At 51.5% G+C, this 14,470-nt stretch carries 15 protein-coding genes; 9 read left to right on the forward strand and 6 right to left on the reverse strand.

All coding sequences use genetic code 11. From position 1 onward, the window contains the following. Positions 1-11: 11 nt before the first annotated feature. Both CHB92_RS23690 and CHB92_RS23695 read left to right on the forward strand, forming a co-directional pair. On the forward strand, positions 12-1,259 hold the full coding sequence (locus tag CHB92_RS23690) for a bifunctional 3,4-dihydroxy-2-butanone-4-phosphate synthase/GTP cyclohydrolase II (protein WP_089321721.1): 1,248 nt from the start codon (positions 12-14) through the stop codon (positions 1,257-1,259). A gap of 203 nt (positions 1,260-1,462) precedes the next feature. Beyond that, positions 1,463-2,218: a hypothetical protein gene (locus tag CHB92_RS23695; protein ID WP_089321722.1), complete on the forward strand. Its 756-nt coding sequence runs from the start codon at positions 1,463-1,465 to the stop codon at positions 2,216-2,218. A 153-nt stretch (positions 2,219-2,371) separates the two neighbouring features. Here CHB92_RS23695 and CHB92_RS23700 read toward each other — a convergent pair whose 3' ends face one another. Beyond that, positions 2,372-3,133: a DUF2490 domain-containing protein gene (locus tag CHB92_RS23700; protein ID WP_089321723.1), complete on the reverse strand. Its 762-nt coding sequence runs from the start codon at positions 3,131-3,133 to the stop codon at positions 2,372-2,374. Between the two features lie 213 nt (positions 3,134-3,346). Between CHB92_RS23700 and CHB92_RS23705 the strand changes: the two genes are divergently transcribed. From CHB92_RS23705 to CHB92_RS23715, 3 genes are all read left to right on the forward strand, one after another. Next, positions 3,347-3,982, forward strand: a complete 636-nt coding sequence (locus CHB92_RS23705) for an HAD family hydrolase (protein WP_089321724.1) — start codon at positions 3,347-3,349, stop codon at positions 3,980-3,982. A gap of 24 nt (positions 3,983-4,006) precedes the next feature. Next, the gene (locus tag CHB92_RS23710) at positions 4,007-4,597 is read left to right on the forward strand and encodes a DUF3267 domain-containing protein (RefSeq protein ID WP_089321725.1); all 591 of its coding nucleotides are present in this window, start codon (positions 4,007-4,009) and stop codon (positions 4,595-4,597) included. A 166-nt stretch (positions 4,598-4,763) separates the two neighbouring features. Continuing rightward, the gene (locus CHB92_RS23715; RefSeq protein ID WP_089321726.1) at positions 4,764-5,969 is read left to right on the forward strand and encodes a dipeptidase; all 1,206 of its coding nucleotides are present in this window, start codon (positions 4,764-4,766) and stop codon (positions 5,967-5,969) included. A gap of 100 nt (positions 5,970-6,069) precedes the next feature. Here CHB92_RS23715 and CHB92_RS23720 read toward each other — a convergent pair whose 3' ends face one another. Then, positions 6,070-6,696 carry an SDR family oxidoreductase gene (locus tag CHB92_RS23720; RefSeq protein WP_089321737.1) on the reverse strand — a complete coding sequence of 209 codons (627 nt, stop codon included), beginning with the start codon at positions 6,694-6,696 and terminating at the stop codon, positions 6,070-6,072. Between the two features lie 146 nt (positions 6,697-6,842). Next, the gene (locus CHB92_RS23725; protein WP_089321727.1) at positions 6,843-7,352 is read right to left on the reverse strand and encodes a cupin domain-containing protein; all 510 of its coding nucleotides are present in this window, start codon (positions 7,350-7,352) and stop codon (positions 6,843-6,845) included. 232 nt (positions 7,353-7,584) lie between these two features. Here CHB92_RS23725 and CHB92_RS23730 point away from each other — a divergent pair, with 232 nt between their 5' ends. The 3 genes from CHB92_RS23730 (at position 7,585) to CHB92_RS23740 (ending at position 10,246) form a co-directional block, all read left to right on the forward strand. Then, positions 7,585-7,998, forward strand: a complete 414-nt coding sequence (locus CHB92_RS23730; RefSeq protein ID WP_089321728.1) for a Dabb family protein — start codon at positions 7,585-7,587, stop codon at positions 7,996-7,998. A gap of 335 nt (positions 7,999-8,333) precedes the next feature. Next, positions 8,334-9,392: a potassium channel family protein gene (locus CHB92_RS23735; protein WP_089321729.1), complete on the forward strand. Its 1,059-nt coding sequence runs from the start codon at positions 8,334-8,336 to the stop codon at positions 9,390-9,392. A 371-nt stretch (positions 9,393-9,763) separates the two neighbouring features. Further along, positions 9,764-10,246 carry a Dps family protein gene (locus CHB92_RS23740; protein ID WP_089321730.1) on the forward strand — a complete coding sequence of 161 codons (483 nt, stop codon included), beginning with the start codon at positions 9,764-9,766 and terminating at the stop codon, positions 10,244-10,246. Between the two features lie 53 nt (positions 10,247-10,299). Here CHB92_RS23740 and CHB92_RS23745 read toward each other — a convergent pair whose 3' ends face one another. From CHB92_RS23745 to CHB92_RS23755, 3 genes are all read right to left on the reverse strand, one after another. Further along, positions 10,300-12,057 (reverse strand): M14 family metallopeptidase, encoded by a 1,758-nt coding sequence (locus tag CHB92_RS23745; protein ID WP_089321731.1) that lies wholly within the window; start codon positions 12,055-12,057, stop codon positions 10,300-10,302. A gap of 146 nt (positions 12,058-12,203) precedes the next feature. Next, positions 12,204-12,665, reverse strand: coding sequence for a DoxX family protein (locus CHB92_RS23750; RefSeq protein ID WP_089321732.1), 462 nt, complete (start codon positions 12,663-12,665; stop codon positions 12,204-12,206). Positions 12,666-12,705: 40 nt separating this feature from the next. Further along, the gene (locus CHB92_RS23755) at positions 12,706-13,332 is read right to left on the reverse strand and encodes a hypothetical protein (protein WP_089321733.1); all 627 of its coding nucleotides are present in this window, start codon (positions 13,330-13,332) and stop codon (positions 12,706-12,708) included. 123 nt (positions 13,333-13,455) lie between these two features. On the opposite strand from CHB92_RS23755, the gene surE reads away from it, so the two are divergent. Continuing rightward, on the forward strand, positions 13,456-14,232 hold the full coding sequence (surE, locus tag CHB92_RS23760) for a 5'/3'-nucleotidase SurE (protein ID WP_089321734.1): 777 nt from the start codon (positions 13,456-13,458) through the stop codon (positions 14,230-14,232). Positions 14,233-14,470 lie beyond the last annotated feature (238 nt).

Genomic DNA, 14,470 nt, shown 5'->3' on the forward strand with positions numbered 1-14,470 from the left:
ACAGAAATAGTATGGAAACCAATACAACTGGTGACATCAGACCTTTAGATGCTATTGAGTCTGCTATAGAAGATATACGCCAAGGCAAAGTTGTGATCGTGGTAGATGATGACGACCGCGAGAACGAGGGCGATTTTATTTGCGCTGCCGAAAAAATCACACCAGAGATCGTGAATTTTATGGCGACGCACGGTAGGGGCCTGATCTGCGTGCCCCTGACAGAAGAGCGCTGCGACGAGTTGGGGCTGGAGTTGATGGTAGGGCGAAATACGGCCCTGCACGCCACTCCTTTCACTGTGTCGGTGGACCTGATCGGGCACGGTTGTACTACCGGCATCTCGGCCTCCGACCGCGCCAAAACCATCAAAGCACTGGTGGACCCAACGACTGATCCCCAATCATTGGGCAAGCCGGGGCATATCTTTCCTTTAAAAGCCAAGAAAGAAGGGGTGTTGCGCAGAGCTGGCCATACCGAGGCGGCTGTGGACCTGGCCAGGCTGGCCGGGCTCTCTCCTGCCGGGGTGCTGATCGAGATCATGAACGAAGACGGTACCATGGCGCGCCTGCCGGACTTGGTAAAGGTGGCCGAACGCTTTGACCTGAAGCTGATCTCCATCAAAGACCTGATCGCTTACCGCCTGCAGGCTGAAAGCCTGATAGACCGGGAGATAGCGGTACAGATGCCTACTGACTTCGGTACCTTCGACCTGTATGCCTTTACCCAGCGCAGCAATGGCGCCAAGCACCTGGCTCTGGTTAAAGGAAGCTGGGAAGATGGGGAGCCAGTACTGGTGCGGGTGCACTCCTCTTGCGTAACCGGCGATATTTTCGGCTCCTGCCGTTGCGATTGCGGGCCTCAGTTGCACGAGGCCATGCGCATGGTGGACAAGGCAGGGAAGGGCGTGATCGTGTACATGAACCAGGAAGGCCGCGGCATTGGGCTGATCAACAAGCTAAAGGCCTACAAGCTGCAGGAGCAAGGCCTGGATACGGTGGAAGCGAACCTGGAGCTGGGCTTCGCCATGGACGAGCGTGACTATGGTGTTGGAGCACAGATCCTGCGTGACCTGGGCGTCACGAAAATGAAGCTCATTTCGAACAACCCCAAGAAGCGAACCGGCCTGATGGGCTATGGCCTGGAGGTAGTGGAGCGGGTGCCGATCGAGATAAAGCCCAACGAGCATAACCAACGGTACCTGACGACCAAGCGCGACAAGCTGGGCCATGAGATACTGAAAAACATGACATTGGAGAAATAACAGTTTTAGTGTTGTACCTTTAAAAACCTGTGCAGGCGACTTTTATCGCGTTTGCACAGGTTTTTTAGTTTTAATGGCTTTTGTTTGAGGTAATTGAGCAACCTTTTGCGCTAAAAATCATACAAAATATAGGAAGCCGGACTACAAAAACCGGTGACATGTGCGGAAAGGAAATGTTGTGAGAATTAAACCAAAATAACTCTATGAAAAAGTCAATAAATACCTATATACTAACATGTGTGATCCTCGCTTTAATGGTGAGCTTATATCCCCAGAAAGCGCAGGCACAGCTTAGAACTGCACTTGATGTGCAGGAGTGGCCTGCCGGAAAAGTCGTATTGGCCAGTGGCGACACAGTTTACGGCCCCCTTACTTTCCACAGGAACCAGGACATTATTAATGTGCAAAATGAAGACGGGTCCTTAAGTTCTTTCTCTCCTGTAAATGTGCAATATTTTATAGCACAGGAGCAACCCAGCGGAAGGCCTTATGTGTTTCGCTCGCTAATGTGGGACAGAGGCCGTGAGAACAGCGACTTTAAGCGCCCTACTTTTTTTGAGCAGCTGAATCAGGGAACCTTAACCCTTATCATGCGGGAGTCTTATGTGCGCCGCGACGCCTCCAGGAACAGTGGCCGGAACAGCTATTACTACGATCCGAGCTATTATGCCATGGGAAGCGAATGGTTGGACCAGGTAAAAGAGCTTTATTATATCCTGCTGCCAGATGGGGAGATTATTACCTTACGAAACATCAGAAGAGACTTGTTTGACCTGTTCGGCGACAAAGCCCGCCGGGTAAAGAAGTATGCACGTAAGCATAACCTGGACTATGACAAGCCCCATGAGCTGGTGGCCATCGTGAACTATTTCAACTCGCTGTTAACGCAGGCAGCTGTCAGCAACCGGGATGCCATGAACAGTAACATAATAGTACATACAGACCTGGAGATCAGATAGCCAGCAGATTGGCGCAGCCGGAAAGCTGAAGTAGTAGCGCCAGCATAAGCGGTAAGCTTGTTTACGGTTATCCAAGAGATGCGATACCAGTTAAGGCAGCACAAATCCTTAACTGGTATCGCATTCTTTGTTAGTAGAGGAAGTCTGGAGGGGCTATTCGGTGAAGTCGAGGTTGTACGTTAACCCAACTTGTAGGGTATGGTTACGCTCGAAAACGACGCCATTGGCTTTTTGCACGATCTGGTTCAGGTAGCCTACTTCGGCAGCGGCTGCTGGGCTGAACTTGTAGCCAAGTGCAAGGTAGGCGCGGTTCTGATCGAAGATGTTCTGCCGGATGTTGTTGCCAAAGCCGATAAAGATCTCCTCATAGGCGGCCAGGTAGGGCTCATTTACATCCAGCGTGGGGCCCACAACAGGAATGGTGGCTTTCAAGAAATAGCGCGCACGGTTCAGGTAAGTATAGTCAGACGTTAGAGGCGACTCTACCCAGCGCTGTTCCAAGCGGTAACGGTGTGTAAGGCCTATCCTCCCGATGCTACCCTTTAGCTGCAACTGCTCATAAATGCGGTGCTCCAGGAACTCGTCTGGTGCCGGATAATCGCCATACGGGGACGTTTCGATGAAGCCATAACCCAGCGTTACAAATGCATCGGGGTTAATGTAATAGTTAACGCCTGTGCGTAGCAAAAGCTGCTGCGGGTCCTTCAGAACATTGTAGCGGCGGAGTTGCACTTCAGTGTGCAGCCCCCATTTTTCGCTGAGCTTGTGATCGCCGAAGTACATGTACCAGCCGTTGTTGTTATGGTCGTTGATGCGCGGGGCGTCCTGCGCATTTACTTCACCAAAGAAGAAGCAACTGAACAGCGTTAGCACGCAAACAATAAGTTTTTGACGGAGCGGATTTGATCTTTTCATGCTGCAAAAATAGGCAGGGAGGTTAAAAGGAGATTAAAAGCAGGACTTTTGTGTAAAAAGAACGCGGCAGAAAGTACACACGCTCTTGTACACGGCGGTGCCGTTTTTCCTGTTTTGCTTTCATGGCCGCCTTACAATGCCTAATTTGCACTTAACGGCAGCGTGAAGTCTTGCACTTAGAGGCTTCTCCTGTCTCAACTGAATTAGAAGCACATGAACAACACGACGACTGACGGCCTTATCTTCGACCTGGACGGCACACTTTGGGATTCTACACAAACGGTGGCTGATGCCTGGCAGGCAGCTATTGAGGACTTGCCTTATGTAGACCGGACGGTGACAAAAGAAGACGTGGCCGGCATTGCCGGAATGCCTTACGATGCCATTTATGAAAAACTATTCCCAAAGCTGAACAAGGAGCAGCGGCAGGAACTGATGGAGCGTTGTGCCAAAGAGGAGCTCGAGTACCTGCACAAGAAAGGCGGGCAACTGTACGAAGGACTGGAGGAGACGTTGACCTACCTGCAGAACAAAGGCTATAAGCTTTTTATCGTCAGTAACTGCCAGCGCGGCTATATAGAGGGCTTTTTGGAGTTTCACGGATTGCAGCGATATTTTGACGACCACCTGTGCTTTGGAGATGACCATAAGCCTAAAGGCAAGAACATCAGGGCGATCATCGAGCGGAACGGCCTAAAGCAAGCCGTGTACATTGGCGATACCAAGGGAGACTACGACGCAAGCCAGGTGGGGGAAGTACCCTTTGTTTTTGCCCGCTATGGCTTTGGAACCGTGGAAGCGGAGGTAAAGACGATAGACCAGTTGGCAGACCTGAAGAAGTTTTTTTAGCCCACCGTATCATAAGCGCGCAACATGGAGGTGGAACGCAAGCACTACCAGCAGCTGGAATTGACCGCCACTGCTGCAGCGGCAAACACACAGGCACTGGCCTTTGTCTTGCCGCTGATGGTTTTGTACCTGGTGCCTTATGTCGTGCTCTGGCACGAGCAGTTCTCTGCTGCGGCACTGGAAGGACTGGTTCAGGAACATGGTGTCCGGGTGCTTTTCCTGCCTTTGCTGATGCTGTTGGTCTTTATTCCGGGGGCTGTGCTGCATGAACTCCTGCATGGCCTCACCTGGGCGGCTTTCTGTGAAAAAGGTCTTCGGTCTATCCAGTACGGAGTGCACTGGGCAGCCCTGACGCCCTATTGCCATTGCAAAGAGGTGCTTCCCTTAAAGCCCTATATCCTGGGAGGTCTGATGCCTGGCCTGGTGATGGGGCTACTGCCAGCTTTAGTAGGCACTGTAATGGGTAACCCCTGGGTGTTTTTCTTCGGCCTTTTCTTTTCGGTGGCCGCTGCCGGAGATTTGCTGGTGCTCTGGATGCTGCGCAAATGCCGGCCGGATGACCTGGTGCAGGACCACCCGGAGAAGATCGGCTGTTATGTGTTAAGAAGAGTCTAAAAAGGAGAAGTACCCTAGATAGATGGCCCTGCCATGTTCAAGCATGAAGCATAGTACACCTGCACTTAATGCTTGAGAGTGTGGTATTCAACTAAAGGCAAGCCTATCTGAAAGCACAGGGTAAGGCGTTGCGGCACCATTTGATAGAAAACCAGGAAACAAGTCCATGAAAATCAAAAGCATTGTTACGAGAGGTACTTTTTTAGGAGCCTTACTGGCTGGAGCAAGCCTTCCGCTACAGGCCCAAGACCATAAGGCGCTGCACCAAAAAGCCATTGTAGTGGACACGCACAACGATGTGCTGATAGCAGTGATGGACGGCCTGGACATAGCCGAGGACTTGCGGGGTAAAACACACTCTGACCTGGCGCGCTTTAAAGAAGGCGGAGTGGACGTGCAGATCTTCTCAGTGTGGAGCGATGAGACCTATGGCAAGGGAAAAGGCTTTGCCTATGCCAACAGGCAGATAGACTCCTTATACGCCATTGCGGCGCGCAATCCGGATAAACTGAGGATCGTTACGTCACCGGAGGAGCTGATGCAGGCGGTAAAGCAACAGAAGCTGGCCGCCATGATCGGGGTAGAAGGGGGGCACATGATAGAAGATAAACTGGGCTACTTGGACAGCCTCTACAGCCGGGGCACCCGTTACCTGACCCTCACCTGGAACAACTCCACCTCCTGGGCCAGCTCTGCGGCGGACGAAACGGGGGGCACGGTGCCTAACGCCCAAAAGGGGCTGAATGACTTTGGCCGGCAGGTAGTCCGACGGATGAATGAGCTGGGGATGATGGTGGACCTGAGCCATGTGGGAGAGCAGACTTTCTGGGATGTGATGGAGACCACAACCAAGCCTGTGATAGTGTCGCACAGCAGTGCTTACGCCATTCGGCCTCACGCACGTAATCTAAAAGATGAGCAAATCAGGGCAATTGCCAAAAACGGCGGTGTGATACAGCTGAACTTCTTCTCCGGCTTTTTGGACAGCAAGTTTGATAAGCGGCAGAAGCAGTTTTTGGCAAAGCACCAGGCCGAGTTGGATTCACTCAAAAAGCTGGGCTGGTCAACGTCCCGCAGAAACGAGTGGCTCAAGGAGAAGTACCCGGCGGAGGCAAACGCCGTACGGCCGCCCTTGTCGCTGCTCTTAGACCACCTCGACCATATTGTAAAGCTGGTGGGTGTAGACTACGTGGGCTTTGGGTCTGACTTCGATGGGATCTCTTCGGCCCCACAGCAGTTAGACGGCGTGGAGGATTTTCCTGTGCTTACCCGGGAGTTACTGGTGCGCGGCTACAGCGCGCAGGACATTGAGAAGATCCTGGGCGGTAATTTCCTCCGGGTTTTTCAGGAGAATGCTGTGCCTAAGTCTTAGGCCAAAGAAAAACCAGGCGTACCGTTTAAACAAAGGGGAGCACCAGCAAACTACAAGCATTGCTGGTGCTCCCCTTTGTTATGTGAGTGTTCTGTACGGCTTATACCTGTCGCAGGGCTTCCTGTATGGGCGTGTCGCCCGTCAATAGCTCGAACGTCTTGTTTCGGAGGTTGTCCTTTTCCAGCGCACTTACCAGCACTGCTGCTACATCCGCTCTTGGTATTTGGGTGTTACTGCGTTCGCTGAAGTGTTCGGCTACTTTTATTTTTCCGGTAGGGGCGCCATTCCCTAAGTGCCCCGGCCGTACGATGGTATAGGAGAGGCCGCTTTGCTGCAGGTGTTCGTCTGCTTTGGCTTTAGCGATCAGGTACTCTTTCAGTTCGCCGCCCGGATTGTCTGTGCCGATCGAGCTCAGCATCACGAAGTGGGAGACGCCAGCTGCCTTAGCAGCATCTGTTAACTTTTCGGCACCCTGCTGGTCTACCCCTACCACATTTTTCCCTTTCGAACCGGCCGCAAAAATAACAGCATCCATTCCTTGTACTGCCTCCGTTACATCGCCCTCCAGGTCTGCGACTACAATATGGTCAGCGCCAAGACGCCGCATCTCATCTGCCTGCTCTTCGTCTCGGATCATGGCGTAGGATTCGTACACGTCGTTCCGTGCCAGTATTTCAACTACTTGTTTTCCGGTCGTGCCGTGTGATCCTGCAATCAGTATTTTCATGTTGTTTCTTCTTATCTGTGTAACATACACCTTTAGTTCATCTCCCTCATTCATCTTAAGTGGAGAGCTGACTTAAAGGCAAGGTAACTATCTGTGTACGAACAGGGCGGCAAGCGATATGTTCCGTAGCAAACGCCTGTTTAGGCTTACTTCCAGTAGGCTAACAGAGGTCCGTCCTTCCCCGCCACAGGGTCTGATTCGGGCAGGGCCACCTGAGCGATATGCCTTTTCTTTTCGTCAGGGTCATCTTGCTCGGTGCAGGTATCGTAATTCTCCTGCCCGGCGGGGTAAGCGCCTACTACTTTAAAGTCCGGCGAGGAGGATTTGAGGCAGTGACCAGTGCCTGCCGGCAGTACAGCCATATCGCCCGCTGTTACCGCCACTTCCTTTCCGCCCGGTCCGCCAAAAATAATAACAGCCCTGCCTGCTGCTACGCCTAAGACCTCGTGTGCGTTGCTGTGGTAATGGTGATAGCTGTACACGCCATTCACCCAGCTGCCAGCCCAGCCGTGTTGCGCAAAAGCCGTTTTAAACCGGCTTGTCAGGTCTCCCGTAGCCTGAAACACCTGCTGATAGAGTAACAAGGGCAACCGCTGGTTATTCGGAATGCTGCCGTGGGGCTGGAGGAGGTAAGGAGTAACAGACTGTGCTTCCATAAACTTGTGCTGTTTGCTTCTACCAATGTTTACTGGCGTGGTTAGGGATAGGTTAGTGACTGCTGCTTTCCCTTGCAGAGGGTAACCTTGTTCAGGTTTTACAGGTTAGGAGGCAGCGGTAACTCTTATGTTCCTGTTCTTTATTCAAAATATTTCTTTACTTTATGAGAAACAGAGAGGTGAGAGGCAGGGGAGGCATGATAAAAGCGAAAACTAAAACGATAGATACACGATGAAAAAGTTATCCAGAAGGTCATTTCTAGGAAACAGTACTTTCCTGTCTGTGGCAGGCCTTTTAGGCTTTGCACCACTGGCAGGGAGCGGTAAACGAGCGCAGAAAGGCGATTTCGTACATCATGTTTATTTCTGGCTGAAGAACCCGGGCTCTAAAGAAGACAAAGCCAAACTGATAGAAGGGCTGAACACCCTGAAAGCCATCAAGCAAATACAACTGGCTCGCATTGGCGAACCGGCCCCTACAAATCGGGATGTGATCGAAAAAGGCTATGACGTGTCCTGGCTGTTGTTTTTCGATAACCTGGAGGACGAGGAGATATACCAAAAGCACCCTGTGCACCTGAAGTTCGTGGAGAACTATTCGCACCTGTGGGACAAAGTGATCGTGTACGACTCCGTAGACGTTTGATGAAACGGGTGCTGCGGCTTCCTAAGACAGACTACGTGCCACTAGTATTCGTCGTGAGCGTGTATTATTTAGGAGTGTGTGCTCTCTCCTGAGGCAAGCGCTGAAAAGAGAGAGAAATACTGCCTGTATTTCTACTTAGCCCTCCCTGCTTGTCCGGGATGACAGTGGGTTTTTCACAGCAATTCCTTAATGGACAGGCTTGCCCTTTGAGCCGTGTTTACTTAAGGTGGGGTAGCCATTAGCATCTACGGTAGGAGAAGGATAAAACCATGTTCTGTGGCTACAGTAACCTGGATCCCCCTTTACGCGTTTTTCCTATCCTCTAACAGAAAAGCATGTTCAAGCCAAAGCCTCTTCTGATCACATTAGCCGTACTGCTGTTTTTCGCTGCCTGTAACTTCCTGCTTGTGCAGTTCGAAGCTGATGCCGCAGAGGCCTCTATCACCGACGTAGGGGATGCCGTATGGTATATGTTTGTAACTCTTACGACCGTGGGGTATGGGGACATGTTTCCTGTAACGCCGGCGGGCAAAGTCATTGGTTACATCTACGTCTTCTCCAGCCTTGGGGTCCTGGGGTTTTTGTTCAGTACGATTTCAAGTAAAATTCAAAAGATATTGGAAGATAGAAAATTAGGCTTTCACGGCACGGACTTTAAAGACCATATACTGTTTGTGGGCTGGGGGGACTTTAGCCGCTTGGTCGCGGATGAGGTCTACCACAGCGACAAGAAAATGGCCATTATCACGAGTAAAAGAGACGACATCGACCTGATCTACTCGAAGTACAGCAAAGATCAGGTGTTCGTGCTGTTCAGCGAGTTCAACAACTTCGAACTGTTAACCAAAGTCAACGCCCACCAGGCGGCAACGCTGTTCATCAGCTTCGACGATGATTCAGAAGCCTTGCTGTATGTCATCAATTTCAGAAAGCGCTACCCTGAGCCGGAGATCGTGGTAAGCCTGCAGAAACTGCAACTCAAAGAAACCTTTAAAGCCGCAGGCGTTACTTATGTGATCACCAAAAACGAGATCGCCTCCAAACTAGTAGCCAGTTATATTTTCGAGCCTGATGTGGCAGACATGAACCTAGACCTGCTGAGTACTGCCCGCCAAGATGAAGATTATGATATTCAGCAGTACCAGGTGCTGGCCCAAAGCCCCTTTGCAAACAGGGATAGCGAGGAGGTCTTTCATGAACTGAAAACCCACTATAACAGCATTCTGCTAGGACTAAGTAAAACGGCGAATGGCAAAAGAGAGCTGATCAAGAACCCTCCGGCAGGCACGCTGATCGAGACAGGAGACTATCTCATTATGATGAGCAGTGGCAAAGCGAAGGCCGGCCTGCGAAAAGTCTTTAAGGAAGGGGAGGGCCGCATTCTAAGAGACTGACAGGAGATTGCTGTAAAGGCTATCCCTGGACAGTGGCTAAGAAAAGTAAACGTCCTTTGCTGGGCAGACAAAAGGCCCCGGAAGGTGTTTAAGGGTGGCAGAGAGAAGCTTATATGGATTCCTCTTCTGTCAAAACAGGGCAGCAAGAGGTAAGTGACTTTTGCAGAGAACCGTTTTAGGTGTATGTCCCGTATCTCTTATAGTGCGTTTGGCTGCGTGTAGCTGTAGTAATGACATGCTAGAAGCGGTAAACGCGCATAAAAATTAGGCGATAGATCTGCCGCGAGGTGATATTTATCATTTACAAGGCGAGCAGGTCTTCCTAATTTGACTGAAAAATAGAAAGAGCAACTTAAAACTGTGAAAAGACAATGGCAAACACGAATTTAATAGGCATCGACGCTGATAAGGCAACACAATTGGCAGACAAGTTAAACCAACTGCTGGCCAACTATCAACTGTTTTATATCAACGCGAGAGGCTTCCACTGGAACATCTCTGGTAACAAGTTTTTTGAGCTGCATGCCAAGTTCGAGGAGCTGTACAATGACGCCATCCTTAAAATTGATGAGATCGCCGAGCGTATCCTGACGCTGGGCCATACCCCGTACCACTCCTTTACAGAGTACCTGGAGAAAGCGGATATCAAAGAGGTGTCGAACGTGTCGGAGGGCCGGGAAGCCATCAGAGAAGTACTGAATGGTTTCAGCATTCTGATTAAAGCGGAACGGGAACTGCTCGACCTCTCTGGTGAGGCCGATGACGAAGGTACCAATGCCCTGATGAGCGACTACATTCGGGAACAGGAAAAACTGGTATGGATGTACTCTGCCTATCTGAAAGGCAATGAGTAGAACCCTTTAACTAACAGAAACAAGAAAGCCACCCTGCTGGGTGGCTTTCTTGTTTATAAAGGTAACTTAAGGTCCTGCGTTAATCGGCCAACGGGGTACATCATGTGTGTGAACTCATAGTGCGGCGAGTTGCGGTACACGAAGTCCAGCTGGGCGCGGGCATTCTTGGCGAAGTCGGGGTCCAGCTTTTTCATTTCTTCCAGCTTTTTGCGCAGCGCCGGGTTTTGCTTCAGGATATCGGCTGCCAAATCCTCGAACACATAAGAGGAGAAGTACTCCTTCTGCATCAGGATAGAATCGAAGAAGTTCCAGTTAAAGTAAGAATCCGTTGCCTGTGGCTCCAGCACCTCTACAATAAAGCGGTTAGCGGGCTGGTTCAGGTACACCACGTAATCGCCCTTGTAGAATTGGCGTGGCATACGCTTCGTCTCCACCTGTACGTCAGAATGCAGGTAGTGTCCCTCGTAAGGACGCTGGCCAGTCTTGTAGTCTTTGATATAATAAGTGTCCAGGGTGAGGGTGGTGTCCTTTTTTAGCTGCTGCATTTGCACGCGGTCTGTCTTCAGGCGGTCAATTACCTCGTGCCAGGCCTGTGGAATAACATAGGCCACAGGTTTCTCCACAGTTACCGTAGGCTTGAATTCATCGTAGTACTTGATCATTTTGCTGTACGGCGACTTGCGGTCGTAGTACAGGCGGTCCAGACCACTTACGTCGCTGGGCTTGTACTTCGCCTCGTAGCCCAGGAACGGGATCTGGCTCACCTCGGTGGTGTCCAACCTCCAATCGAGCGGGAACTTCTGCTGTGCCAGTGTTTCCTGCTTTGCCTTGGCGCGCAGCTCTCCGATCTCTTTTGCGTCGCGGTGCACCGTCTCGATCATGTTCTCCATCAGCTTGTATGTCGCTTTTACCCGCTGGTCAAAAGGCTTGAGCATGTGCGTCTCCGGCACAAAGCCAAGGGTATTGTAAAGGGCCGTATAACCCGTGGCATAGCGGGGAGACTCCATGAAGCCGATAATGCCATCGTCCGGTGTTTCCCCTGCATGGTTCATGTAAGGCACCATCGGAAACTTATCCTGCTTCATGCCCTGGTACAGGGTGGGTACCATTTTGCCGGACAGGTACTTGGCCAGCGTGGGGTTGAGCTTGTTATGCTGCGTAGCGATCAGCGTCATCACGTGCTGGTAATCGGCTCCGTTGGAGGTGTGGTTGTCCATGAACACGTCCGGATCCCACTCCCTAAAGATCTCGTGAAAGGTCTGGGCATTGCGCGAGTCCATTTTGATGAAGTCGCGGTTCAGGTCCAGGTTGCGGGCATTCCCGCGGAAACCATAGCTCTCCGGCCCGTTTTGGTTCGTGCGGGTGTGGCTGTTGCGATTCAGGGCACCGCCGATGTTGTATACCGGAATGATTGCCAGCACGACGTTGTCGAGCTGTTTGCGCAGTTTTTTATCCTGCAGGTAGTCGCGTACCAGCATCATGGTGGCATCAATCCCCTCGGGCTCGCCCGGGTGAATGCCGTTCTGTATGAGCAGCACCCGTTTGTCTTTCTGACGGACAGACTCCGGGTTAAAATCCTTGTCTGTGTTCACAACAACTAAGTGCAGCGGTCGGCCCACATCCGTTGTGCCATACGGGAGCATCTTCACTTCGTCGTAGGCCTCATCCAGTTTCTCGTACCATTGGATGGCCTCGTCGTAAGTGGCGGTCTGGTTGCCGTTGCCTTTTTCGTAGGGCGTCTTCAGGTCTGGCTTGCCTTGGGTGGGCGCACCGGTCGCGAGCAAGGTCGCAAGGAGTATGGTGGTAAGCATCAGGTTTGCAATTAGTGATAAAGATGCAATTTACCGAATTTTGAGGAATTGGGAGGGGAAGATGTGCCGTGACAATAATAAGGGCTACAGACCTTACTAGGGGTGGGGCAATAAAAAAGCCTCAGCTATGAGCCAAGGCTAAACCATCAGGAGAAGACAGTCCGGTTACTAAACTTACTCCGGTCTTTCTTTTTAGGGAAGAGCACTTTGTCCAGGCTGTACTTGCCGGGCCCGATCAAAAGAAGCGCAGCAAAAAGGATTGCTGCTTCCAGGGCGTGGGAATAGCCCCCAAAGCCGTCGCCGGCGCTAGCATGCCGTAGCGTAGCCACTAGCATTGTAATAACCAACAGCAGGCAGGAAGGGCGAAAAAACAGGCCCAGCAGGATAAGCAAGCCACCGACTGCTTCGGCAAAGCCAGCCATAAAACCCCAGAAGGTCGGGGCAAAGTCTATTCCAAGCAAGGCCATGTTCTGGCCGATTGCCGTCCAGCGTTCTGGTCCTGCCTCCAGCTTTGGCCAGCCATGGAGAATAAACATGACTCCAATGCCCACACGTAGCAGCAGTAAGCCGAGGTCTTTGTATTTGTAGCCCGTTCTAAATATAGCCATAGCAACAATAATACGTATTTGTACCTAATCTTGCAACAGGCTAATAAACCAGGATGCTTTCAACCAGGGTAGCCGGGGGCAGGGTGGCTGCGGTAAAGGAAGATAGCTTGCTCGCTTCAAGCTGTGATGTGTCCAGGATAAAAGACATGCCTGCATCCTCCGCAACGGCCACCAGGTTTCCCTCCTCAAACGTAACCGAGCTGATCGGGTAGGCCTGCTGTACTTCGCTGTAGGTGGAGCCTACGCGGATGCCTTTCGGGGTCTTGTAATCCGGGCTCTCTACGGTAATCCGCCACACACGGCAGACCTCTGCCGCACAGGTTTGCTCTATCAAGAGGCCTTGCGCATCTCCTTCGGGGTATAACCGGTAGGCCGTGCTTTGCTGGCCTTCCTGCGTGAGGGTCGTGTCCGCGATCACCATGCCCATTGGCACGTCCTGCCGCATGGCCTCCACAGGCATCCCGATTCGCACGTCGCCCACATGGCCTTTCTCCACCACAAAGTTGGCGGGCTCTGGTAAAAGAGGCGCCTCCACAGCACCATCTGCGTCAGCAGGCATGTCTTTCAAGGTCGGGGCCTCTGCTCCTTCTGTTTCATTGTCGTTCTGAGAGAGGCAGGCGGCCATGCTTACACCTAACAGAACAGCATACAAAATATTCCTAAACATAACAGTGCTTGTCTGGGTACTTTAATTTTAATTTAAACCTTGATGCGCAGCAGCAGGTTGTAGTATATTAGCACGAATTGCGAATTCGTTTATTATGTTATACCTCAACTAAAAATAATAAAAATGGCAAAACCATTGATTTTAGTCTCGAACGACGACGGCATTACAGCGCCAGGCATACGCACCCTTGTAAAGGTGGCCATGCGGGTGGGAGAGGTGCTGGTGGTAGCCCCTGATGGGCCGCAGTCGGGAATGGGACATGCCATCACCATCGGAAACACGCTTCGATTAGATAGATCCATTGCTTTTGAAGACCTGGGAGTGGAAGCCTATGAGTGCTCCGGCACCCCGGCCGACTGTGTAAAACTGGCCAAGCACCATGTGCTCAAAGACCGCAAGCCGGACCTGGTGGTGAGTGGCATTAACCACGGCTCTAACTCCAGCATCAGCGTGTTGTACTCCGGTACCATGTCGGCGGCCATTGAGGCGGCCATTGAGGGCCTTCCTTCTATTGGCTTCTCGCTATGCGATTACGGGCATGAGGCAGACTTTTCTCATACCGAAGAATACGTCGAGCGGATTATCCGTCAGGCGCTGGCGCATCGCATCCCGGAGAACACAGCCCTGAACGTGAACTTCCCGAAAAAGAGTGAAGAGCCCATCAAAGGGGTGAAAGTGTGCCGACAGGCCCATGCCAAGTGGCAGGAGGAGTTTGACGAGCGCCTGGACCCACGCAACCGCAAGTACTTCTGGATGACGGGCAGCTTCGTGAACTTTGACAAGGGGGAGGACACCGACGAGTGGGCCTTGTTGCATAATTACGTGTCCATTGTTCCCTGCCAGTTCGATATGACGGCGCACCACGCCATCGGGCAGATCAACGAGAGTTGGGAATTGTAAGGCCGCCTGTCGAAGGTGCTTTAGGCCTGTTTGTAATACAGTGCGTGATCTACCTGGAGCTTTAGCTAGATCACGCCTGTACTCAATTAAGCCTGTAAAACTTACTTTTCTGCGCAGGTGCGATTTCCTGCCCCCACGCAGCAGCTCATCTTGTAGGGAAAAATTAGAATGATTTTGAGGGGGCATTGTTTTGGAAGAAACAAGCGGGTTATGTGGGCATCATCAGAGTTTGGGGTAG

This window comes from Pontibacter ummariensis (assembly GCF_900188175.1).
GTDB lineage: Bacteria > Bacteroidota > Bacteroidia > Cytophagales > Hymenobacteraceae > Pontibacter > Pontibacter ummariensis.